Source organism: Pseudomonas khorasanensis (genome assembly GCF_014268505.2).
In the GTDB taxonomy this organism is placed as follows: domain Bacteria; phylum Pseudomonadota; class Gammaproteobacteria; order Pseudomonadales; family Pseudomonadaceae; genus Aquipseudomonas; species Aquipseudomonas khorasanensis.
Map to the genome: position 1 here is coordinate 544,571 of NZ_JABWQP020000001.1, position 22,011 is coordinate 566,581.

At 59.9% G+C, this 22,011-nt stretch carries 24 protein-coding genes; 12 read left to right on the forward strand and 12 right to left on the reverse strand.

Going from position 1 to position 22,011, the window contains the following annotated elements:
- Positions 1-12: 12 nt before the first annotated feature.
- Positions 13-849 carry an AraC family transcriptional regulator gene (locus tag HU727_RS02635; protein WP_186528140.1) on the reverse strand — a complete coding sequence of 279 codons (837 nt, stop codon included), beginning with the start codon at positions 847-849 and terminating at the stop codon, positions 13-15.
- Positions 850-1,891: 1,042 nt separating this feature from the next.
- Between HU727_RS02635 and HU727_RS02640 the strand changes: the two genes are divergently transcribed.
- Positions 1,892-2,227 carry a hypothetical protein gene (locus HU727_RS02640; RefSeq protein WP_186528141.1) on the forward strand — a complete coding sequence of 112 codons (336 nt, stop codon included), beginning with the start codon at positions 1,892-1,894 and terminating at the stop codon, positions 2,225-2,227.
- 79 nt (positions 2,228-2,306) lie between these two features.
- Here the strand turns inward: HU727_RS02640 and HU727_RS02645 are convergent, their stop codons facing one another.
- From HU727_RS02645 to HU727_RS02655, 3 genes are read right to left on the reverse strand one after another with little or no spacing between them, the layout of a single operon-like run.
- Complete coding sequence (locus HU727_RS02645; protein ID WP_186528142.1) at positions 2,307-3,545, reverse strand: nucleoside permease; 1,239 nt, start codon at positions 3,543-3,545, stop codon at positions 2,307-2,309.
- Positions 3,546-3,587: 42 nt separating this feature from the next.
- Positions 3,588-4,670: a sugar phosphate isomerase/epimerase family protein gene (locus HU727_RS02650; protein ID WP_186528143.1), complete on the reverse strand. Its 1,083-nt coding sequence runs from the start codon at positions 4,668-4,670 to the stop codon at positions 3,588-3,590.
- Positions 4,660-5,850, reverse strand: a complete 1,191-nt coding sequence (locus HU727_RS02655) for a Gfo/Idh/MocA family protein (RefSeq protein ID WP_186528144.1) — start codon at positions 5,848-5,850, stop codon at positions 4,660-4,662. The genes HU727_RS02650 and HU727_RS02655 overlap by 11 nt, the downstream gene beginning before the upstream one ends.
- Positions 5,851-6,027: 177 nt before the next feature.
- Between HU727_RS02655 and HU727_RS02660 the strand changes: the two genes are divergently transcribed.
- A complete protein-coding gene (locus tag HU727_RS02660; RefSeq protein ID WP_186528145.1) occupies positions 6,028-7,041 on the forward strand; it encodes a LacI family DNA-binding transcriptional regulator in 1,014 nt (337 codons plus the stop codon).
- A gap of 5 nt (positions 7,042-7,046) precedes the next feature.
- On the opposite strand, the gene HU727_RS02665 is transcribed toward HU727_RS02660, so the two are convergent.
- Complete coding sequence (locus HU727_RS02665; protein ID WP_186528146.1) at positions 7,047-9,428, reverse strand: DUF3772 domain-containing protein; 2,382 nt, start codon at positions 9,426-9,428, stop codon at positions 7,047-7,049.
- Between the two features lie 174 nt (positions 9,429-9,602).
- On the opposite strand from HU727_RS02665, the gene HU727_RS02670 reads away from it, so the two are divergent.
- The 5 genes from HU727_RS02670 (at position 9,603) to HU727_RS02690 (ending at position 11,649) form a co-directional block, all read left to right on the forward strand.
- Positions 9,603-10,112 carry a CinA family protein gene (locus HU727_RS02670; RefSeq protein WP_186528147.1) on the forward strand — a complete coding sequence of 170 codons (510 nt, stop codon included), beginning with the start codon at positions 9,603-9,605 and terminating at the stop codon, positions 10,110-10,112.
- On the forward strand, positions 10,109-10,627 hold the full coding sequence (locus tag HU727_RS02675) for a hypothetical protein (RefSeq protein WP_186528148.1): 519 nt from the start codon (positions 10,109-10,111) through the stop codon (positions 10,625-10,627). Before HU727_RS02670 ends, HU727_RS02675 begins: the two co-directional genes overlap by 4 nt.
- A gap of 7 nt (positions 10,628-10,634) precedes the next feature.
- Entirely contained in the window at positions 10,635-11,090 is a 456-nt protein-coding gene (locus HU727_RS02680) for a DUF421 domain-containing protein (RefSeq protein ID WP_186528149.1), read from the forward strand.
- Positions 11,091-11,178: 88 nt separating this feature from the next.
- Complete coding sequence (locus tag HU727_RS02685; RefSeq protein WP_024012535.1) at positions 11,179-11,406, forward strand: PLD nuclease N-terminal domain-containing protein; 228 nt, start codon at positions 11,179-11,181, stop codon at positions 11,404-11,406.
- Positions 11,407-11,502: 96 nt separating this feature from the next.
- Positions 11,503-11,649 carry a hypothetical protein gene (locus tag HU727_RS02690; protein WP_186528150.1) on the forward strand — a complete coding sequence of 49 codons (147 nt, stop codon included), beginning with the start codon at positions 11,503-11,505 and terminating at the stop codon, positions 11,647-11,649.
- Positions 11,650-11,770: 121 nt separating this feature from the next.
- Here the strand turns inward: HU727_RS02690 and HU727_RS02695 are convergent, their stop codons facing one another.
- Positions 11,771-12,940 carry an MFS transporter gene (locus HU727_RS02695; RefSeq protein ID WP_225919786.1) on the reverse strand — a complete coding sequence of 390 codons (1,170 nt, stop codon included), beginning with the start codon at positions 12,938-12,940 and terminating at the stop codon, positions 11,771-11,773.
- A 166-nt stretch (positions 12,941-13,106) separates the two neighbouring features.
- Here HU727_RS02695 and HU727_RS02700 point away from each other — a divergent pair, with 166 nt between their 5' ends.
- Positions 13,107-13,571 (forward strand): winged helix-turn-helix transcriptional regulator, encoded by a 465-nt coding sequence (locus HU727_RS02700; RefSeq protein WP_186528152.1) that lies wholly within the window; start codon positions 13,107-13,109, stop codon positions 13,569-13,571.
- Here the strand turns inward: HU727_RS02700 and HU727_RS02705 are convergent.
- Positions 13,546-14,418, reverse strand: a complete 873-nt coding sequence (locus HU727_RS02705; protein ID WP_186528153.1) for a LysR family transcriptional regulator — start codon at positions 14,416-14,418, stop codon at positions 13,546-13,548. The two genes, HU727_RS02700 and HU727_RS02705, sit on opposite strands and share 26 nt — an antisense overlap.
- A 138-nt stretch (positions 14,419-14,556) precedes the next feature.
- Here HU727_RS02705 and HU727_RS02710 point away from each other — a divergent pair, with 138 nt between their 5' ends.
- Positions 14,557-14,982, forward strand: coding sequence for a VOC family protein (locus HU727_RS02710; protein WP_186528154.1), 426 nt, complete (start codon positions 14,557-14,559; stop codon positions 14,980-14,982).
- On the opposite strand, the gene HU727_RS02715 is transcribed toward HU727_RS02710, so the two are convergent.
- The gene (locus tag HU727_RS02715; RefSeq protein WP_186528155.1) at positions 14,983-15,897 is read right to left on the reverse strand and encodes a LysR family transcriptional regulator; all 915 of its coding nucleotides are present in this window, start codon (positions 15,895-15,897) and stop codon (positions 14,983-14,985) included. It lies immediately after the preceding gene.
- 221 nt (positions 15,898-16,118) lie between these two features.
- Here HU727_RS02715 and HU727_RS02720 point away from each other — a divergent pair, with 221 nt between their 5' ends.
- The 3 genes from HU727_RS02720 (at position 16,119) to HU727_RS02730 (ending at position 18,891) form a co-directional block, all read left to right on the forward strand.
- Positions 16,119-17,459 carry a nucleobase:cation symporter-2 family protein gene (locus HU727_RS02720; protein WP_186528156.1) on the forward strand — a complete coding sequence of 447 codons (1,341 nt, stop codon included), beginning with the start codon at positions 16,119-16,121 and terminating at the stop codon, positions 17,457-17,459.
- A 33-nt stretch (positions 17,460-17,492) separates the two neighbouring features.
- Positions 17,493-18,002 (forward strand): nucleoside deaminase, encoded by a 510-nt coding sequence (locus tag HU727_RS02725; RefSeq protein WP_186528157.1) that lies wholly within the window; start codon positions 17,493-17,495, stop codon positions 18,000-18,002.
- A gap of 154 nt (positions 18,003-18,156) precedes the next feature.
- A complete protein-coding gene (locus HU727_RS02730; RefSeq protein ID WP_186528158.1) occupies positions 18,157-18,891 on the forward strand; it encodes a class I SAM-dependent methyltransferase in 735 nt (244 codons plus the stop codon).
- Here the strand turns inward: HU727_RS02730 and HU727_RS02735 are convergent.
- The 4 genes from HU727_RS02735 to HU727_RS02750 all read right to left on the reverse strand — a co-directional run bounded on the left by HU727_RS02735 (position 18,888) and on the right by HU727_RS02750 (position 21,780).
- Positions 18,888-19,136, reverse strand: a complete 249-nt coding sequence (locus HU727_RS02735) for a DUF6555 family protein (protein ID WP_186528159.1) — start codon at positions 19,134-19,136, stop codon at positions 18,888-18,890. The two genes, HU727_RS02730 and HU727_RS02735, sit on opposite strands and share 4 nt — an antisense overlap.
- A gap of 83 nt (positions 19,137-19,219) precedes the next feature.
- Positions 19,220-19,459, reverse strand: a complete 240-nt coding sequence (locus tag HU727_RS02740) for a hypothetical protein (RefSeq protein ID WP_186528160.1) — start codon at positions 19,457-19,459, stop codon at positions 19,220-19,222.
- Positions 19,460-19,603: 144 nt separating this feature from the next.
- On the reverse strand, positions 19,604-20,536 hold the full coding sequence (locus HU727_RS02745; protein ID WP_186528161.1) for an MBL fold metallo-hydrolase: 933 nt from the start codon (positions 20,534-20,536) through the stop codon (positions 19,604-19,606).
- A gap of 41 nt (positions 20,537-20,577) precedes the next feature.
- Positions 20,578-21,780: an NAD(P)/FAD-dependent oxidoreductase gene (locus HU727_RS02750; protein WP_186528162.1), complete on the reverse strand. Its 1,203-nt coding sequence runs from the start codon at positions 21,778-21,780 to the stop codon at positions 20,578-20,580.
- Between the last annotated feature and the right edge of the window lie 231 nt (positions 21,781-22,011).

Sequence of the window (22,011 nt, forward strand, 5' to 3'; positions counted from 1 at the left end):
AGAGGGCGGGCGTCAGTCTGGAAGATTTGAGCAGCGTTTGCGGTAGTCCGCCGGTGTCAGTTGATAGGCACGGCGGAACCAGCGCCCCAGGTGGCTCTGGTCGGCAAAGCCAAGGACGCTCGCCACCTGAGCCGGCGCCTCACCGCGCGCCAGCAATTGCCGCGCCTTGGCCAGACGCAACTGGATCAGGTAGGCGTGCGGCGCCAGGCCGAAGGCCGCTTTGAACGCGCGAGTCAGACGAAAGCGATCCACGCCACACACTCGCGCAAGGTCGTCGAGGCCGATGTCTTCGTAAGCATGTGCATGCAGATAATCGCGCGCGATCTGCGCAACCAATGGCAGGCGCGGATCGAAGCCCTGACGTTTGCGCCAGTCGAGGTGGCGGGTGAGAGACGCCAGCAGGCCATCGATGGCGGTCTGGCGAACGATGCGCAAGTCACCGCCGTGCAATGCGTAAAAGGCTCGCACGATCGCAGTCGAAAGACGCGGGTCGTGGCTCAGCGTGTCGGTAAAACCGGGCTGGCTGTCGGCGGGAGCATCCTCGAACAGTGCGTGCAATTCGCGCTCCAGCCAGTGCGGATCGAGGTACAGCATCGAATAAGTGAAACCTTCCTCGGTCGGCGCATGGCCATCATGAATTTCCCCCGGCTCCAGCAGGAACACATGGCCTGGCGTGCTGCGATGCCGCACACGGCGGCAATTGAACTGCTGCACGCCTTGCTCAGTCACGCCGACGAGAAAACTGTCGTGCCAGTGCGGATCGTAGGCATGGCCACGGAAATGCGCACGAATGGACTCGATCCCGGTATCGACATCCTGGGACAGTGAAATCCAGTTGCGTTTATCCATGGGCACTCCGTGGGGCGGTTTGAGCAGAGGCGCCCTTAAAATACCGCGTGGGGGAGGTGGGTGTTTAGAAGATTTGTGCTGCGGAGTTGGGAATTGAGTCGGGTGAGGCGATGGAAAAAAGGCTTCTCAAGAAAACGCAGACGAAAAAAAACCGCCTTCGCGGGGCGGTTTTTTCGTTAGCCTCGATTTGCAATCGAAGCCATGTGCTTCACTAGCCACTCTAACCAAGGTTGCGATGGTATTGAGTTTTACCGATCCTTGCAACGGTTGAATAGCCTTTCGAAACGCGTGCGCCTTCAGCCTTTCGAAGAATTTAATGTTTATGTTCGTTGAAAATTTCCTGGCAGAAATAACATTTAACAAAGACGTGGCGGTGTTTGATGGATAACGATGTGAGCGGCGCTTTTGTATTGGAGATTTCAGGTTAATATGCCCGCGCTCAACTGATGGAGCGGCGGAGAGGTTTGGCTGGGGGCGCAAAAGATTTTACGCCCTTCGACGCGGATTCGCACCCGTGCCGGAATGACGTCTCGGAGGGATTTCAACCGGCCGCCTCACTAGCCACTCTAACCAGTCGGCCGAAGGCACGCACGGTCCGGTAAGTTTGCTGGAGGTTTGGCCACCAGCCCTGGAGGCCAAAACGTATGAAGCTTTTGCTGCGTACGCTGAGCCTTGTATGGAGATTGTTTAAAGCTTTGCGCTTTTACGAGTTCCTGCGAGACCACTTTGACGACTTGAAGTAAAGGTCGTTTCAGTGGGGAGGACCCGTTTCGGTTTCGACTGAAACGGGTCTTTTTTTGCCTTGGTGAAGCTGTCAAAAATGCGATATGTCCGATTTGTGCTTTCGATGTTGTAGGGCGTTTCTCTCAAGCCTGTAAGCATGAGCGTGACGGTAATCACATGGATGCTGTTATGGGCATTCCGATTCGATTCGATCATTGATTGCGTCAATAACAACCATTAAGTCAATGAAGTTCTCATATCCAGAGCGCGGCGTAAGATCGGCTCCATACCCAACCGCTGCACCTCGGAGCACACCCTCATGAAACGCCAGACTATCCTCGGTATCGCTTTCTCGGTTTTTGCACTGAATGCCTTCGCTGCCACCGAAACCGACCCATTGTTCAGCGACGCTGTTGCCGCCACTGAAACTGACCGCTTGTTCAGCGACGCAGTAGCGGCCACCGAGACCGACCGTTTGTTCAGCGATGCGATAGCCGCGACCGAAACTGATCCACTGTTCAGCGACGCCGTAGCGGCGACCGAAACCGATCCCTTGTTCAGCGATGCCGTGGCTTCTGACGGTTCCGATCATCTGCAAGGCAATCGAGTCGCCGAAGGTGGTTCCGACCGCCTGATCGAACGTCGCTCAGTTTGAAGGTAACCGTGAGCATCGATAGCGAATGCCGCCAAACGCAGCGGCGGCATTCGTTTCACCCAAGCCACACAAGCCTCGTTCAGACCGCCGTCGGCAGCGCAGCCTTGCCCTGATCCCGACTTTTGAATGTTGCCCAGAAACACAGCAACACTGCCACGGAAAAGCCGGCCGGAAACAGCCAGATGCTCTTCCAGTCATGCCCCGCGCTGGACGTGAAGTGGTCAGTAATCTCGCCTGCGATCCAGAAACCAATCAACATCCCCAAACCGTAAGTCGCCAAGGTAATCAAACCTTGCGCCGAACTGCGGAAGCGTTCGGGTGCCTTCGCATCGGTGTAGATCTGCCCGGAAACGAAGAAGAAGTCATAACAGACGCCGTGCAGGGCGATGCCGATCAGCAGCATGAACGCCTGGTCATCGTTGTTCCCGAAAGCAAACAGCACGTAACGCAACGCCCAGGCAGCCATGCCGACCAGCAGGGCGATCTTGATCCCGAAGCGATGGATGAACAGCGGCAACAGAAGCATGAACAACACTTCTGACACCTGACCGATGGCCATCTTCGCCGTTGGGTTGGTTACGCCGATTTCGGCGAGGAACGGGTTGGCATTCTGGTAATAGAACGCCAGCGGAATGCAGATCAGGATCGACGCGAGGAAAAACACCAGGTAGCTGCGATCCTTGAGCAAACCCAACGCATCGACGCCAAGCATTTGTTTCAGGCTTGACGTGCCTGCTGCGGTTTTCAGCGGCGCAGTGTCGGGCAGGCTGAAGCTGTACAGTCCCAACAGCAGCGACGCGACGGCGGACATCAGAAAGGTGTTGCGCAAGCCTCCCGCCGCGATGGCTTGCTGCGAATCCCAGGCGAACACGAAACTGATCACCACGCCGGCGACGATCCAGCCGACCGTGCCCCACACGCGGATACGGGAAAACTCCAGCGCCGGGTTCTTGATCTGGCGGAACGCTACGGCATTGACCAGCGCCAGCGTCGGCATGTAGACCATCATGTAAGCGAGGACGTAGGGATAAAACGCGGCGAAATCCGCTGCGCGATAGAGCTGAAAGAGCAACACCGCGCCCAGCAGATGCAGCACCGCCAGAATGCGTTCGGCATTGAAAAACCGGTCGGCAATCAGGCCAATGACAAACGGCGCCAGGATAGCGCCCCATGATTGCGTGGCGAACGCCATGCCGACCTCACCACCGCTGGCGGCGAGCGTGGTGGCCAGAAACGTGCCGAGGGTGACGAACCAGCCACCCCAGATGAAAAACTGCAAAAACATCATGACGCTGAGTCGCGCATTCATTACGTTCATTTCAAATCACCGTATTGTTTTTATGTCGGTAACGCGGATGAATCAGTCGTCGTCCAGCCCGAGCAAGCGGCGGTTGGAGGACGTGTCAGCGCTGACCCCGGCGAAGTCGTCGAAGGCCTTGGTGGTCTTGCGGATCATGTGCCGCTCAATAAACGCCGCGCCTTCGGCCGCACCTTGCGCGGCCTCTTTGAGGCAGCATTCCCATTCCAGCACTGCCCAGCCGCTGAAGTTGTATTGGCACAATTTGCTGAAGATCGATTTGAAATCGATCTGGCCATCACCCAGCGAACGAAAGCGGCCGGGCCGTTCGACCCAGCCCTGGTAGCCGCCGTAAACGCCGGAACGCGCGTCGGGGCGAAACTCGGCATCCTTGACGTGAAACATGCGGATGCGCGCGTGGTAGCGGTCGATGAAGCCCAGGTAATCCATTTGCTGCAGCAACAAATGGCTCGGGTCGTAGAGGATTGCAGCGCGGGGGTGATGATTCACTGCATCGAGAAACTGTTCGAAAGACGCGCCGTCATGCAGGTCCTCGCCGGGATGGATTTCGTAGCACAGATCAACCCCGGCCTCTTCGAAGCAATCGAGAATCGGCAGCCAGCGCTTGGCGAGTTCGGCGAAACCTTGTTCGACCAGGCCGGCAGGTCGCTGCGGCCAAGGGTAGACGTAGGGCCAGAGCAGGGCGCCGGAGAAGGTGGCGTGGGCTTTGAGTCCAAGACGCTGACTCGCGCGGGCGGCCAGTTTCAATTGTTCGATGGCCCATTCGGTGCGCTCCCGGGGCTTGCCGCGCAGTGCTGGCGGGGCGAAGTCATCGAAGAGGCTGTCGAACGCCGGATGCACGGCCACCAGTTGCCCTTGCAGGTGGGTCGACAACTCACTCATCACCACCCCCGCGCGGGCGCACACGGCGATGAGTTCGTCGCAGTAATCCTGACTTTCAGCGGCGCGCTGCAAGTCGATGAAACGTGTGCCGAGTGTCGGTAACTGAATGGCCTTGTAGCCTTGCGACGCCGCCCACTCGGCAATGTTGGCAAGCGAGTCGAAGGGGGCCTCGTCAGCGATGAATTGCGCGAGGAAAATCCCTGGGCCTTTCAAACCCGCAGCGTTTTGCTGATCACTGTTCATGGTTCGCAGCTCCTGTCAGTTGGGCGGGGATTTCGCTCCACTTGGCGTTGCCACGGTGATTGGCAATCGCCGTTTCAATGAAGGCCATGCCGCGCAGGCCGGTTTCGATGCCTGGGACGCCCGGAGCCTGGTGATCATCGGCACCTTGCAGAATTGCCTCAGCGAGGCCGCCGTACAGATTGGCCATGGCTTCGAGATAACCTTCCGGGTGCCCGGCGGGCAGGCGCATGCGCTGACTGGCAGCGGCGCACAGCCATGGCTGACCGACGCCCGAACGCAGAATACGCATGGGTTCATTCAAGGGCCGGTGGATCAGGCTGGCCGGTTCTTCCTGATGCCATTCGAGGCCGCCCTTGTCACCATAGACGCGGATTTTCAGAGGGTTTTCCTCACCCGCACACACCTGACTGGCCAGCAACACGCCGCTGGCGCCCTCCGTCATTTTGAACAGCATCGCCACATCGTCATCGAGTTGCCGCCCCTCGACGTGCGAACCGAGCATCGCGCTGATGAACTGAATCGACTGACCGGCAACGAATTCAGCCAGCGAAAACGCATGGGTGCCGATATCACCGATGCAACCGCCGATCCCGGATTGTGTCGGGTCGTCGCGCCAGCCAGCCTGCTTGTTGCCTTGCCCGGCGACGTCGGTGCTGAGCCAGCCTTGCGGATACTCGACGATCACTTTGCGCACGCGCCCGAGCACGCCACTGGCGACCATGTCCCGTGCCTGCCAGACCATCGCGTAGCCGAGGTAGGTATGCGCCAGGCCGTAGATGCGCTGGCTGCTGATAACCACCGAGTGCAGTGCTTGCACCTCGGCCAGGTTCAACGCGGCAGGTTTCTCGCTGAACACATGGAAACCGGCGCTCAACGCCTGACGCGCAATCGGTGCGTGCAGATGATTGGGGGTGACGATGATCAGCAACTGCATGCGCTGTTCGGCTGGCAGCCTGGCCTCGCTTTCAAGCAGGGTTTGCCAGTCGTCGTAACAACGCTCGGCGGCAAGGCCCAAGGCTGCGCCGGTGCGCTGATTGTTTTGCGGGTCGCGGCTAAAGGCGCCGCAGACCAGCTCAAAGCGTCCGTCAATGCCGGCAGCTTGCCGGTGAGCGCGGGCGATGAACGAACCTTCACCGCCTCCAACAAAACCCATTCTTATTTTTTTCGCGGCAGCGTGCATGGCAGTCGTCTCGGTAGCAGGGCCAGTCTATTGAGTGATGTAACCGGTTACATCGTGGGCGAAATCTAGGCTTGAAATTGCCGGCTGTCAAATGGCAACGGATGATCGACAGCGTTCCGATCGCTCCTCGCCTGCGGTAAGCTCCGCGCCTGATCGGCAGGAAAGAACGAGGTGGTTTTGTCCAATATCCGCGAAGTGGCTCGGCTGGCAGGCGTCTCGGTGGCGACGGTGTCCAGGACATTAAAATCGCCCGAGCGCGTCCTCGCGCCAACCCGTGAACGCGTCATGGCCGCCGTTGAGCAGGCCGGCTACCGGCCGAACCTGATGGCGGTGCAGTTTCGCTCGCGGCGCACCGGCAATCTGGTGATCCTGGTGCCAACCATCGCCAACACCTTTTTCGCGCGGGTCATCAGCGGTGCGCAGCAAGCGGCGCAAGCGGCTGGCTATCGATTACTGCTCTGCGACACCCAGGGTCGCGAAGAGCTGGAACGACAATTCGCCGAGCTGGTGTATGCCTATCAAGCCGACGGCGTGATCCAGTTGCGCGCTTATGATCCGTTCGAAAACACCCCGGCCGACGCCGATCTGCCACCGATCGTCAACGCCTGCGAAGTCATCAAGGCCGGGCGCTATCCAACCATCAGCCTGGACAACGTCGCCGCTGCCAAAGCCATGACCGAACACCTGATTGCGCTGGGACACCGACGCATCGGCCTGATCAAGGGCTCGAAAAACAGCCCGCTGACCCGTGATCGTCTCGCGGGCTATGAAGCGGCATTGCGCGAGGCCGATATCGTCTTCGACGAGGCGCTGATCTGCCACGGCAATTTCAGTCTCGAGGCCGGGTTTGCCGGGGCAAACAAGATGCTGGCATTGGCCGAGCGGCCCAGCGCGCTGTTCTGCGAAAACGACGAAATGGCCATCGGTGCACTCAAGTGCATCAGGCAGGCGGGGCTGCGTGTGCCTGAGGACATTTCACTGGTCGGCTTCGACGATATTCCAATGGCCGCGTACTGCGATCCACCGTTGACCACCATTGCCCAACCGGCCGAAACCTTTGGCGAGAAAGCCGTCGAGATGCTGATCGCCCTGATCGAGAAAAAGCCACTGGCGGCACGGCATGTGACCCTGCCGTTCGAGCTGACGTTGCGCAACAGCACGGCCATAATCGGCACGGTGGGCGAGCGCTAACCCGATCACGCCGCCGGCGCCTTCGCCAGCACGATCCCCGCCGCGCCCAGGCGCTTGAGCACTTCAAACAGCAGGTCACTTTTGGTCAGCCCGACGATTCTCGGGCTGCTGACATACCCGGTCACCGTCAACGTTATCCCGTCCTGGGACAATTTGCTGAAGCGCACGAACGGCGCCGGTTTATCAAGGATGGTTTCGTTTTCCTGATAAGCGTCCAGCAACAGTTGTTTGACTTCTTCAGGGTCGATATCCAGCGCAAACACCAACTCCAGCGACGCCACGCCCTGAGCGCTGCCACCGAGGGTAACGTTGCGCAGGTTTTGCGAAATCAGTTGGGAATTGGGCACGATCACGATCGAGCGGTCACTGAGCTGGATTTCCGTGGCGCGCACGTTGATACGGCGGATGTCGCCTTCGACGCCACTGATGCTGATCAAGTCGCCGACCTTGACCGGGCGCTCTGTCAGCAGGATCAGCCCGGAGACGAAGTTCTTCACGATCTCCTGCAGGCCGAAGCCAATGCCCACCGACAGCGCACTGACGATCCACGCCAGGTTGGTCCATTGCACGCCCAGTGATGACAGTGTGAGCAGAATCACAAAGGCGTAACCGATGTTGGAGAACAGCGTGCTGAGCGACGCACACATGCCCGGGTCCATATCGGTTTTGGGCAAAAATTCATTATCGAGCCAGCGGCTCAACGCGCGGATCAGGTAGATGCCGATCATCAGCGCCAGCAGCGCATTGAGCAGATGGCCGGGAACGATATTGAGCTTGCGCAAACCGGCGCCGCCCAGGATCGACATGATATTGGTCATCAACTGGCCGAGCGTGGTGCCGATGCCGCCGACAAACAACGCAATCAATGCCATCAGCAGCAGTCCTGCGCGGCTGACCCCGGAGAGCAGGGTCGACATTTGATCCAGTCGTCGGTCGCTGACCCCGAGCAATTGCTTGAGCGCCTTGCCGCTTGCGTGTTTGGGCGAGAACGCATGTTCGCAGGCATCTTTCACCAACTGAATCAGCAAGTAGAATCCCGACAGCACAATGTAGGCCCATACCAGCTCATAACTGATGAACCGCGCCAGCGACACGTAGCCCGCCAGCAGGGCAATGGCCGAGACGAACATGGAGAGACTGACGACGGTATAAATCACCCCGGCGAAGGTGTTGTTGGCCGGCGACAGATCATTGGATGCCAGCAACGCCTTGCGCACCTTGCCGACGCGCAACAGCAGCGTCACGACAATCGCCATCACCACCAGCGAAATCACCCCACGCCCGGCAATCACGATCTGGCTGCTCATGCCCGTGGCATTGCTGACCTGCACCAGCGTCACCAGCACCAGCAAGGTGCAGGAGATCAATCTCGGGTAGGGCTTGAGCGCCAGCGCCACCGGGTCGGCGATCGCTGGCAGCCGCCATGACGGATGCTCGGTCGATAACAATGCGCGGCTCAGAGCAGTGATCAGCACGCAGGCGTACACGACCTTCTCGAACTCCTCGGAAAACGTTTCCAGCACGGGGGGCAAGGCTTCGTTTCGGGTGCAGGCGTAAAAGAGCAGATGCAGGGCAATGGCGGTGGTGATGAGGGTTGCGATGGCCGAGGCAAATGCCAGGGCGCTGCGGCGCAGACGCCCCTCTGGTACCCGATGAATACAAAACCAGGTCAGACCGCGATCAGCCAGCCGGCGGCCGAACGTCCAGATGAGCAGCGCCAGCAGCATCAACATGGCGGTGTAAAAACGCTCGCCCGGTGCCCAGACCCTGGCCCAAACATCGCGCACCTGTTCAACGAAAAGCCTCAGCCGATGCCGGTCGTCCTGGCTTGGATTGACCAGCGGCGCCCAGAAATGCGGGCTCAGCACGCTGCGGGTGCTCAGCGTCAGCTCGCTCTCAAGTAACGTGCGACGAATGCCTGCAATCTGGGTAATCAACTCCGCCGCGTTCTGTTTCAGTGCGGCCAGACTCTTGAGTGTTCCATCAACCTTGCTTTTTTGCTCCGCGAGCGCCGCGCGTTGCGCCACGATGTCATCTTGCTCAGCCGCAAGCTCGGTGTCCGGTGCCGCCCCGAGCACACCCAGTTGCACCGCCAGTTGCGCTTGTTGCGGCAATAGCGCTGCCGACAACCGGTCAACGTCGAGTATGAACGCCTGTACCCGGTCTTGCGGGCCTTCGAGCTGGTTGTAATTGTTCGCGGCGGAAATCTGCTGCTTGAGCCCATCGAGCCGTTGTTGCAGGGCTTGCAGGCCACTTGGCGCAATCACCGGCAGCGGCGGCGCGCTGGTCCCGCCCTGCGCGGGGAGGTCCGTCGCCCACAGCGGCGAGCTGCACGCGGTCAGCAGCAACAACACAACCAAAAACAATGACTTGAATAGACGGCGCATGGGGCGGCGGGCTCGAGTGGATCACACAGTCTATGAGCCTAGGTGATCGCGCCGGATGACGAGGGAAACTTTCAGCGGCGCGACCGGCGCAGCGCGGAATATTTCCCGCAAAATTCGGTGGAATGATCAGCGCGACGAGGGGTCAACCGGCAATAAAAGCTCTGGGAACCCGCCATGACCATCGCCAACGATACGATCGAATACCTGCGCGAACACTCGCTGATCATCACCACCGCTGAATCCTGCACGGCGGGGGAAATCGTCATGCTGCTGTCGGAGGTACCCGGCAGCGGCCAGTTGATCGAATGCGGTTACGTGGTTTATTCACCGCAGGCCAAGCAGCGCCTGCTGCACGTCAGCTCGGCCACGCTGCAGAACTTCAACCTGACCAGCGTTGAGGTCGCCAGTGAAATGGCAATCGGCGCGCTGCGCGACAGCACGGCCAACGTCGCGGTCGCCACCACGGGGATTCTCGGCCCCGATGATATGGACGGCATCAAGGCGGGAACGGTGTGTTTCGCCTGGGCTTTTCAGCTTGATGACCGGGCGTACCTGTTCGCCGCGCGGGAATGGTTTCCCGGATCGCGCAGTGAAGTGCAGACCCGGGCCTCGGAATTTGCTTTGCAGCAGCTGCCGACTGTTCATCGTCGTGCCCTGCGCGGTGAAGGAGGGTGGAGTCGATGAAGGATGAAGGTGACTCGACGGACCTGCACAGCCGGCAGTTTCCGATACGCGAGGACATGGCCTATCAACTGAAGGTCTGGCGCTTTGAGCGGGTTGGCTGGTACCTCCTGGTGTTGTGCATGTTGCTGGGATTGCTGGGCCTGTTTTCCCGTGGCGTCATCAGTTCACAGGATGCCCGCAGCGACGACGGCAAGGTCCGGGTCGAGTACGAGATGTTCCACCGCAACGGCTCCACCAATCCGATGAAAATCAGCGTGCGCGCGACGCCTGAAAGCACTGTCGAGCTGGAAATCGACGGTGAGCTGCTCGATGGGTTCAGCATCGAAACAATGCAGCCCATGCCCCAGCGAATGCGCAGTTCGGGGCAGGGCATGCGCCTGCGGTTACAGGCTGATGCGCAGGGCCAGGCGACCGTTTACCTGACGTTGCGCGGCGACGGTCTTGGTTTGTTTCGCAGCCACCTCAACGCGGCAGGCTCGAACGACGTGAAACTCACTCAATTCATATTTCCGTAGGTGACCCATGGACTCGGTCTTGCGTGCACTCGCGATGTATCTGGCACTGATGGTGCTGTTCAAGATTGCCGGCCGCCGTTCGCTGGCCGAGCTGACAACGTTCGATTTCGTCCTGCTGATGATCATCGGCGAAGCCACCCAGCAGGCTTTGCTGGGCGATGACTTTTCCTTGACCAATTCGTTTCTGGTGATCATCACCCTGATCGCCATCGACGTCGGTTTCTCCCTGCTCAAACAGCGCTCCGGCTGGGTCTCGCGGCTGATCGACGGGGAGCCGACGATCATTGTAGAGAACGGCAAGTTATTGCACCGACGTCTGCGCCATGCGCGGCTGGTGGAGGCCGATGTCATGGAGGCGGCGCGTTCAAGCCAGGGCATCGAAACCCTGGAGCAGATCAAGTTTGCGATCATCGAGCGCAACGGCAAGATTTCGGTGATACCGCAGGACCCGCACAGCGGCTGAGCCATCGGCAGCTCGCGGCAGCGCATTTTTTTTGAACGCTGACATTCGGCCGCAGCCCAATGCTTACACGTCTTTTGAGGATTGGGCGATGAACGAGGCAGCGAGTTATTTTTCCATAGCCGTGGCAGTCATCATTCTGCTGGTTGATTTGTGGGCGATTGTCAGTGTATTTCGCAGCAACAAAAGCGTCGGCGTGAAAGCCGCCTGGGCGATCGGGTTGATCGTATTCCCGGTGCTTGGCTTGATCGTGTGGGGCATTGCCGGCCCGCGCGGCGTCAAGGAAGGGCCTTCGTCACCCGAGCACAGCAAGGGTTGAGAATTTGATGCAGGTCCATATAGGTGTGAGCCCACTTGCGACAGCGGTGTGCTGTTCAATAACCGGTAGCGACACCACTTCCGAAAGGAGATCGTCATGAAAAAAATCTGTGTATGTCTGGGGTTCTGCTCAATGTTTCTGTTGCAGGGCTGCTTTGACTCCAACGATGCGCCCAACAAGGACAGCGACAAGAGCAAGCCTTCGCTGCAGATCCAGACGGAAAAGCCCGAAGAGGGCAAATAGCCGGTTCTTGATATTCACATCAGCGACGGGCCACCGCTTTCGCGAGCAAGCCTACTCCCCACGCACTCCGGTGGGAGCGAGCCTGCTCGCGAAGGCGTCATGTGGGACACACAGTCACGGGTCAGGATTGGACCCGCTTGAGCAATAACCAATACACCAACGCAACGGCACTGATGCCGGCACCCAAAATGCACACGGCGACCCAGCCAAAATGCGCATAGGTATATGTCGCCGCGATGGCGCCCAAGCCGCTGCCCATCGAGTAGAAACACATGTAAGCGCCGACCAGTCGGCTCTGCGCATCGGGCCGTGCTGCAAAGATGAGACTCTGATTGGTGACATGCACCGCTTGCACGGCGAAGTCGAGCAGGATCACCCCGATGAGCATCGCCAGCAGCGAACTGTGGACGAATGCGATGGGCAGCCAGGACAGCGTCAACACTGTGAGCGCGATGCCGGTGGTGCGATTGCCCATTCCTCGATCCGCCAGAACGCCGGCCCGCGAAGCCGCGAGTGCACCCGCCACCCCGGCCAGACCAAACAGGCCGATCTGCGTGTGTGACAGCGACAGTGGCGGCGCGCTGAGAGGCAGCACCATTGACGTCCACAGCACACTGAACGCGGCGAAAATCAGCAGCGCGAAGGTGCCTCGGATTCGCAATGTCCGCTCAGTCATAAACAAGCGAAAAACCGAGCGCAGCAATTGCCAGTAGCTGCCTTGCGCAGTGGGCTTTACCGAGGCGGGCAGGGCGCGCGCGAGCACCAGTGCCATGCCGACCATCAACACCGCCGAGACGAAATAAACGCCGCGCCAGCCCGCCATGTCGGCGACAGCGCCGGAAACGAAACGCGCCAGCAAAATCCCCAGCACCACGCCACTGGTGACAGTGCCCACCGCTGCGCCGCGCTGATGCGGGCTCGCCAGGCTGGCCGTACAGGCGACCACCACTTGCACCACTACCGCCAGCAACCCCACCAGCACCATGGCGCCGAGCAGCATGCCCCAGCTCTCGGCCAGGCCCACTGTACACAGCGCAACCGCTGACAAAAGCAGTTGGCTGACGATGAGTTTCTTGCGATCGAGCAGATCACCCAGCGGCACGATGAACAACAAGCCGACGGCATAACCGGCCTGAGTGACCGTCACCACGACGCCGATCGCGCCGGACGAAACGCCCAGACTGGCGGCCATGGATTCCAGCAATGGCTGGGCAAAGTAAACGTTCGCGACGGCCATGGCGCAGGTGATTGCGAAAAGAAAAGTCTGCGCACGACTCAGGCCTGCGCCCATCGATGTGTCGTGAATTTTGCCTTGCGCATTGGTCAGGGTGTGCGTCGAACAGGGCATCCTTGCATCCTCCAATTGTGGTTTCAAAATGAAACTGATGCGTTGATCTTTATCCATTCGAGTTGTTAAATGCAACCACATTCAGCAACCCAAGCAACCCTGGAGCAACATGGCTCGACAGCAATTACTGGCCCAGAGCGAATGCCCGGTGGCCCGCACCCTTGAGGCTATCGGTGATCGCTGGGCCTTGATGATCATTCGCGATGCATTCGATGACGTGCGCCGTTTCAGTGAATTCCAGAAGCGCCTGGGCCTGGCCAGGAACATCTTGACGGTCAAATTGAAAAGGCTCGTTGAGTTGGGGTTGCTGCAGATTCAGCCCGCCTCCGACGGCAGCGCCTACAAGGAATACGTGCTGACCGAGATGGGCCGCGCGGTATTCCCCATCGTTGTCAGCCTGCGCCAGTGGGGCGAGCGTTTCCTGTTTTCAGACGGTGAGGAGCGCTCGGTGTTGCTCGACAATGAGCGCGCCGAGCCCGTCGAAACCATCGCCGTGCGCTCAAAAGCCGGGGCGGTGCTGACCCCGGCCGATTGCCACCGAAAAGTGGTTACGCGAACGCCACCTGCGCGCTGATCAGCTCGGCCAGCGTGCGCACCGGCTCGCTCAAGGATTGACGAGACCGATGCACGAGCCCGATGTCTCGGTGAAACGTATGATCGCCGAGATCCAGGGCACGGACGCCCTCCGGCCAGTGCGGCTCGCGCGCGGTTTGCGGTACCAGCGCGACGCCGACGCCTTTTTCCACCAGTTTGGTGATCGCTTCCAGTTCATCCAGCTCGCACACCTCGCGCGGGATGAAATGCATCTGCCGCAGAAAGCGATCGACCTGGCGGCCGCCGAACGAGGAGCGATCATAGCGGATAAACGGCTGACTGGAGAGTAATTCGGCCCAGTCGTCCCCTTCGACCTCGCGCGGCACAATCAACCGATAAGGCTCGAGCGCCAGTGTGGTCCAGCGCAGATCGCTTTGTAGCGCGAAGGGCGGGCGGATGATCACGGCAAGATCGATCTCGCCAGCATCCACAAGATTGACCATTTCCATCGACAGGCCGGGAATCACCCGCGTCCTGCAGTGCGGGCATTGCTGGTGAAATATCGCCAGAGCATCGGGCAGGTAGGAGCGCTGCACCGAGGCGATGGCGCCGATGGTTACCCGCACATTCACCGGCGCGCCCGTGGTGGTCGAGCCCAGATTGTCATAAAGCCGCAACAGATCCTGCGCCTGCAACAGGATCTGCCGGCCCATTCTGTTCAGATGCGCCGTACGACCCTTGCGGTCGAACAGTTCAAATCCCAACTCCGCCTCCAGACGCTGCATCTGTGCGCTAACGGCGGCCTGAGTTAGACCGATCCTGTTTCCCGCAGCGGCAAAAGTGCCTTCACGGGCCACGGCGATAAGGGTCTTCAGTTCTTTGATCATTCACAAAGATTAGTTGTGTTTCTAAGAAATATATATTGATTTTTCTGTTGGATTATTCCGCCTAGGATGGCTGCATTCCCCGGTTGGCCGCCTTGCGTTGCAGCCGGTCTCCCTGAAAACGAACCCATGGAGTTGCTGATGAGTCTTTCGCCTTTCCACCTCGCCATCCCTGTTTACGACCTCGCGGCCTGCCGCAGTTTTTACGGCGAAGTGTTCGGCCTGGAGGAGGGACGATCCAGCGCGCAATGGGTCGACTTCAACTTCTACGGCCACCAGTTGGTCATTCACGAACAGCCGAAGACAGCGTCTCAGGAAAGCGTGCACAGCAACCCGGTCGACGGTCACGACGTGCCGGTCCCGCACTTTGGGATTGTTTTGCAGTGGGAGCAATGGGAAGCACTGGCCGAGCGCCTGAGGTCATTTGGCACGCAGTTCGTGATCGAACCTTACATTCGATTCAAAGGCGAAGTGGGCGAACAAGCGACGATGTTTCTGTTCGATCCCTGCGGCAATGCGCTTGAATTCAAGGCGTTCAAGGACATGAGCCTGTTGTTTGCCAAATGATCAAAGCGTCGTGCTCTGCCCATTGCGATCCCTTTCGTACACCTTGTTCCCTTGCAGCTTTTCCTTCAGCCACCGCTCGGCCGTGCCCAAGGGCCTTTGCCGTGCCCACAACAGATCGACGCCAACTTGCCAGTCGGTGTGCGGGTACGCCGACAACTGCAACTCGACCAGTTCCCCGTTGCCCAGTTCGCGCTGAATCAGCTGACGTGGCAGGGTTGCCCAGCCGAGGCCGGCACGGACCATCTCCAGCAGCGCCAGGTAGCTTTCCGCTTGCCACAGTTGCGTCGAGCGCAAGTATTCGCTGCTTGGCAGCTTGCTGGCGTGAGCGCTGAAAGCCAAGCGCCGGTGCACATGCAAATCGTCGAACGTGACGTTGTCGAGTTGAGCCAACGGATGGTCGGGATGGCAAACGTGCAACATGATCAGTTTGCCCAATTGCTGGAACGCCAGTTCCCTGGCATAGCCTGGCTGTGAAAACGCCACGCCCAGCACCGCCTCGCCGCTGCTCACCAGTTCGCTGACGTCACCGTAAACCGGATGCCGAATGATCAGGTCGACATACGGGAACGCCTGCTCGAATGCTTGCAGCACCGGCATGATCGGGCCGTACGGTGTCTCAATCGCCAGTGTCAGGGTCGGTTCGACGTTATCTGAAAGGCAATCGGCGTGCGCCTCGAAGGTCATGCAGCGCTCCAGCACCGCTTCGGCCTGAACCAGCAACTTGTGGCCGCTGGCTGTAAGGGCGGGGCTTCGGTTGCGTCGGTCGAACAACTCGACACCCAGATCGGTTTCCAGATTGGCAATCGCCGCGCTGATGGTCGATTGCGTCTTGCCCAACTTGCGCCCGGCAGCGGAAAACGAGCCGCTTTTCACCACTTGGACGAACATCAGCAATTGGTCGAGTGAGAAGCGCAAGCGGTGTACTCCCGGTTCGAAAGTGAGGGCAATCCTCATGACTGATCGCGATTGTGCCGCCTGTTCGCCATCGAAAAAAGCGATGGTTGCTAATTTGTTTCATCGTTAAAAACATTCAAGGATGACCGGGCGTCATCGAACGCCGGGGCCGATCCTCTCGGTTCATTTGCCCTGAGCACCCGCGATTACAACAAACGCTGCCCCTTTCAGGAGCTTGTGCCATGACTACACAACCCATTCATCCGGTCGATGAGGTGTTGCCCCTGCGACAGCTGTTCACTTTTGGCCTGCAGCATGTTCTGGTGATGTACGCGGGAGCGGTGGCGGTGCCGCTGATTCTCGGCAGCGCGATGGGGCTAACGTCGGCCCAGGTGGTTCTACTGATCAACGCGAATCTGTTGACGTCCGGCGTGGCGACCTTGATTCAGACCCTCGGTTTCTGGAAATTCGGCGCGCGTTTGCCGCTGATTCAAGGCTGCTCGTTCATTGCGCTGGCGCCGATGATCATGATCGGCAAGGAGTTCGGTCTCAGCCAGATCTTTGGTGCTGTGATCGCCGCCGGTTTCCTCACCATCGTGCTGGCGCCAGTGTTCAGCCGTTTGCTGCGATTCTTTCCGCCGGTGGTGATCGGCAGCCTGATCACCATCATCGGCATTTCACTGATGCCGGCGGCGGCGATCTGGCTGGGTGGAGGTAACCCCGATTCGCCTGACTTCGGCCGTCCCGCCAACCTGCTGCTGGGTCTTGCCACAGTCAGCGTAACGCTGGTGATCTACGCCAAATTCAGCGGTTTTATCGGCAACCTGAGCGTGCTCATCGGTTTGTTTGTCGGCAGCCTGATCGCCGCCGCGTGTGGCATGACGCAGTTCAGTCGGGTCAGCGAAGCGGCTTGGTTTGAGCTGAGCGCGCCGATGGCGTTCGGTGCGCCTCAATTCTCTCTGGTGCCGATTCTGATCATGACCTTGGCGATGCTGGTGATCATGGCCGAGACCACAGGCAACTGCCTGGCCATCGGCAAGCTGGTGGGCAAACCGACTACGCAACAAACCCTCGGCAACGCCTTCCGTGCCGATGGCTTGTCGACCATGCTCGGCGGTTTGTTCAACAGTTTTCCGTACAACGCCTTTACGCAAAACACGGGGCTGATTGCCTTGTCCAGCATCAAGAGCCGCTTCGTCGTTGCCAGCGCCGGAGCAATCATGGTGCTGATGGGGTTGTTCCCCAAACTCGGGGCGCTGATCGCGGCGGTGCCAACGCCAGTGCTGGGTGGCTGCGCGGTTGTGATGTTTGGCATGACCACGGTGGCAGGCATTCAGGAGCTGTCACGCGTGCAGTTCGAAGGCACCCGCAACGCGATCATCGTCGCGGTGTCGGTCAGTGTCGGAGTGCTGCCGATGTCCTTTCCGGCGCTGTTCGAACACGTAGGCCCAACCCTGAAACTGGTGCTGGACAGCGGGATTTTTCTCGGTGCGATCACTGCCATCGTGCTCAACGTGTTGCTCAACAAACAACAACCATCGACCGACCCCGTCGGCACATCAGCGGCTGAACTGGCCGACTGACCCTTGTCGTTTTTCACTGCCCAGGAGTTACCCATGAATCAATTCACTCAATGTGTTCCGGCCGGCATCAGCGATCTTGATCTGGAGTTGCTGCGACAGACCATTGCCTTGTCTCAAGCATCGAAGCAACGTGGTCGCCATCCGTTTGCGGCATTGGTGGCGGACCGCGACGGCAAGGTCATCGCCGAGGCCGGCAACAACTCGATGCCGCCAGAAGGCGACCCCACCCAGCACGCCGAACTGGTCGCGGTGGCTGCTGCGGCCAGGCTGTTGTCGCCTCAAGAGCTGGAACTGTGCACGCTCTACACTAGCGCCGAACCCTGCTGCATGTGCGCGGGCGCGGTGTATTGGACCGGTGTCGGGCGAGTGGTTTATGCCTTGTCAGAGCACGCGTTGCTGGGATTGACCGGGGACCACCCGGAGAACCCGACGTTCTCGCTGCCGTGTCGCGAAGTGTTTTCCAGGGGGCAGCGCCCTGTCAGTGTTTTTGGGCCGATGCTGGAGGCCGAGGCGGCCGAGCCGCATCAAGGCTTCTGGTCGTAAACCGTGGATTTGATCGTTCCCACGCTGTGGGAACGATCAGTAGAGAAAGCCCTTACACCCTCCTTATTCCTCAGCGGAATGCCCCCCATAAAATCATTGGATTTTTCTTCTTCGCGGTCAGGGCGTAGCGTGCCGCAAAGCCAAGGAGAATGCCATGACCCAGCCTGCCACCGACCCCGCCGCCAAATTCGACACCTCCCGCGCCAGCGAATACGCCCGACAAAGCCGCATTGCCCTGGCTGGCTACGATGCCTGTCACGATCTCGCGGCCTGCATGTTGGCCGCCAGCCTCGGTCCGTCGAGTTCGGCAAAAGTGTTGGTGGTGGGCGCGGGCGGTACGGCTCAGGAAATCATCACCATGGCCGCGCTGGAGCCGGACTGGGATTTTGTTGCAGTCGATCCTTCCGAGCCGATGCTGGCGGCTGCGACCGGGCATCTGCGCGCCAATGATCTATTGCACAGAACCCAAGTGCACCTCGGGCATGTCGAAGACTTGCCGGCAGATGCATCCTTCGATGCCGCCACGCTGATCGGTGTGCTCCATCATCTGGGCGGTGACGAAGCCAAGCAGCAAATCCTTCGATCCATTCAGGCCCGGCTGAAACCCGGCGCACCGTTGATCGTCGCTGGCAATCATTACGCCTACGCCAGTCAGCCGTTGCTATTGCAAGCCTGGAGCCAGCGCTGGCGACAGCAGGGCGCAACCGCCGATGAGGTGCAGGCTAAACTCGGGAAGATATTGCAGGGCGCTGATCCGCCGCACTCCGAGGCGGCGGTTCAGACGTTGTTGCATGACGCGGGATTTGGCCAGGCGACGCGGTTTTTCAGCAGCCTGTTTTGGGGCGCATGGCTCGCGTGCAAGATCGGTCGAAGGACTTGGGTCGACTAAGCCTCCGTCCAGTCAACCGCCGCCGTCTCGCGCCATTTCACGTCGGTGATTCCATAGCGCTCAGCCTGCGGTTTGGAGACGACTTTCAATGGCGGTTTACCCGGTTTCGGAATGGGCGCAATACCGGCATCGCAGCTCGCCCAATGCCAGGCATCAGCGTTGCGCATGCTCTTGGCGCGGATAACGAAAGACTTCGGCTGCTCGTGATGTTTGTATTCGATGACAAAAAGATCGGTGCTACGCATGAGTTCCTCCTTTGCTCATACGAAACGGAGTTTGTCCGACAAAAAAAATTCCAAGGATTTGCCGGGCGGCTGATCAGCGCCACTTACTGCTTGCAAACGCGGTTTTTCATGAAGCCGCGCAGGTTCATCAGGAACAGGCAGATCTGCAGGACGATCAACGCAAAAGCGCCGGCATGAAGGCCCCAGATCACCCACAACAGATTGCTAAGACTGAAACACACGAAGCCGCTCATGCGCCGTTGCGGTCGCTGCGAACCGATCAGCCAGGCGGCCATTACGGTGACCAGCATGGCCGGCCATTGCACCCAATCCAGATAACCCAACGTTCTGTCCTCCGCACAGATTTGCTTGCTGCAGCAGTGTTACACAGCAGGCGGTTGTGGGTCACCGCTCGGACAGCTCTGCGTGGCGCTGGTGCTAAATGCCTTCGCCCGGCAGGGGCCGGGCGAAGGTTTTCCAGCGGGCAATCAGTAATCCCATATGGCCGGAATCCAGCGGAAGGCATCACCGTTGACCGCGACGCGACCGACCGAAGGGAAGGCCAGATGCGTGGCGACGAACAGCTCGCCGCTGGCGGCGGCTTCGTTAAGCAGACGCACACGAACCTCTACAGATTTCGCCGGATCGTGTTCGAAACCGTTGTGCCAGTCGGGGTGGTCGAAGGCCACAGGGAACAACGCGTCACCCGCAAAGGTGAGGCGCTCGCCGCCCGAGTTTACGTAGACCACGCAGTGGCCTGGCGTATGACCACCAGTAAGCCTGGCGACCACGCCGGGGGCGACCTGGCATTCATCTTCGAAGCTCCGCAGCTTGCTTTCGTAGTGGTCGATGAAGGCGTTGGCCGTGCTGCGCAGGACGTCAGGCACCGGCGCGGGCATGTTCGTATACGTGAAGTCCGGCGTGGTCCAGAAATTCACTTCAGCGGCGGTGACGTGGATGCGCACGTCGTCGCGTAGACGGCTTTTCACAGAGTCGACCAGCAGGCCACCGATGTGGTCCATGTGCATGTGCGTGATGACGATATCGGTGATGTCGGCGAGGTCGACGCCGGCAGCGGCCAGGCGCTTGGGAAATTGCCCGGCGCGGGGGAAACCGGGAAACTGGCCACCGAGGCCGGCGTCGACGAGGATGACCTGATCGCCGCTGCGCACCACCAGCACGTTGAGTGCCCAGTCGAACGCATCCGGTCCCAGGTACATTTCCTTGAACCAGGCGGCGCGGTCGGCGGGATCGGCATTGGTCGACATGGTCTGGGTCGGCAACGGCAGCACGCCGTCGCTGATCACCATCACATCAATGTCGCCCAGACGCAGGGCGTAGCGCGACGGGACCAGTTCTTCGCTCGGGGTTTGCAGGGTCACGGCACGGTCGGCGGTGAAGGAATCCAGATGCAGGGTCATGGTGTTCTCCTTGTTTTCAGGGCAAAAAGTGCAGGGTGAAATCAGGCCACCGGGATCAGTGGGTCAGCGGCCGCGAGCGCAGTGCGACGGTCGGCTGCCGGCGGGTAGATCCACACGGTGTTGATTTGTGTCTTCAGCTCTTTGGCTTCGGCCTTCACCAGTTTCAGTTGACGATCCCAACCCTCGGTGTACACCGCACCCCACGCACCGAGATCCAGGCACGTCACGTATTTCGGCTGACGGTAGGTGATTGGGGCCACACCGAGCAGATCGGCCGCGGCGTTGTTACCGGCATAACGACCGAGGCTGATCGCGTGTTGGCAAGACATCGCCGCATAGTTTCCGAGGTCGTCGGTGGCGGCGCGGGCGACATCGCCGGCCGCAAATACGTGATCGATGCCTTCCACCTTGAGGTTGCCGTCGACATGCAGACGCCCCTGGCCATCGCGTTTGGCTTCAAGCTGTTCGGTGAGCGGGCTGGCGCGGAAGCCCACGGTCCAGATCACCGTGTGACTTTCGATGTGGCGGCCATCGGCGAGGGTGACACCCTTGGCATCCACGGCTGCGACGGTGGCGTCGACGATCCATTCGATACCCAACGCATCGGACGCCTCGATGATTGATGGGCGAATGCCGTCGCCCATGGTCGCGGCGATGTCTTTGCTGCGATCGATGACGATCACCCGCACATTCTGATCCTCGCCCAGAATGGCGCGCAGACGCGCCGGCATCTCGGTCGCGGTTTCGATCCCCGTGAAACCGCCACCGGCGACCACCACGGTGTTGCGCGCAACGCTGGCCGGTTGGTTGGCGAGGGCGATGAGATGACGTTCCAGGCGGGCGGAGGATTCGATCTGATCAACGTCGAACGCATGCTCTTTGAGTCCGGGAACCGGTGGCCGCGCGAGCTGGCTGCCGCTGGCGAGAATCAACCGATCGTAGGTGAGATGTCCCGGACGCCCGGTCTCGTCGCGGTAACCGACGCGGCGCGTAAGGCCATCAATGCTTTCAGCGGTGCCTTTGACGAAACGCACGCCAACGGCATCGAACAAAGCGTCCAGCGGCGCGAACATGCTGTGCACGTCAGGTTCGTAGAAACGCGGGCGAATACGCAGTTCGGCTTGCGGGGCGAGCAGTGTGATCTCGACATCCTGACGACCATGTATGTCCAGCAACCGGGCGGCGCCCAACGCACTCCACAGCCCGCCGAACCCTGCACCGATCACCAATAATTGCTGTTTCATAATGTGCTCCCTGACGCTGATGGATGGATAAATCCGAGCCCGGCCCGGGCTCTGGCGTGACGATCACTGGCCGCCGCAACGGCTTGCCTTACTGCCTGGCGCTCAATCGCCCGTTGTCGAAAACAATGCTAGGGCGCAGCGCCTGCGGGCACAGTTGTCCATCGGTGTGTGAGGGGTACGCATGGGTGGAAGGGGGGTATACGAAGGTATGGGCGAGGGGCGGTTTGCGCG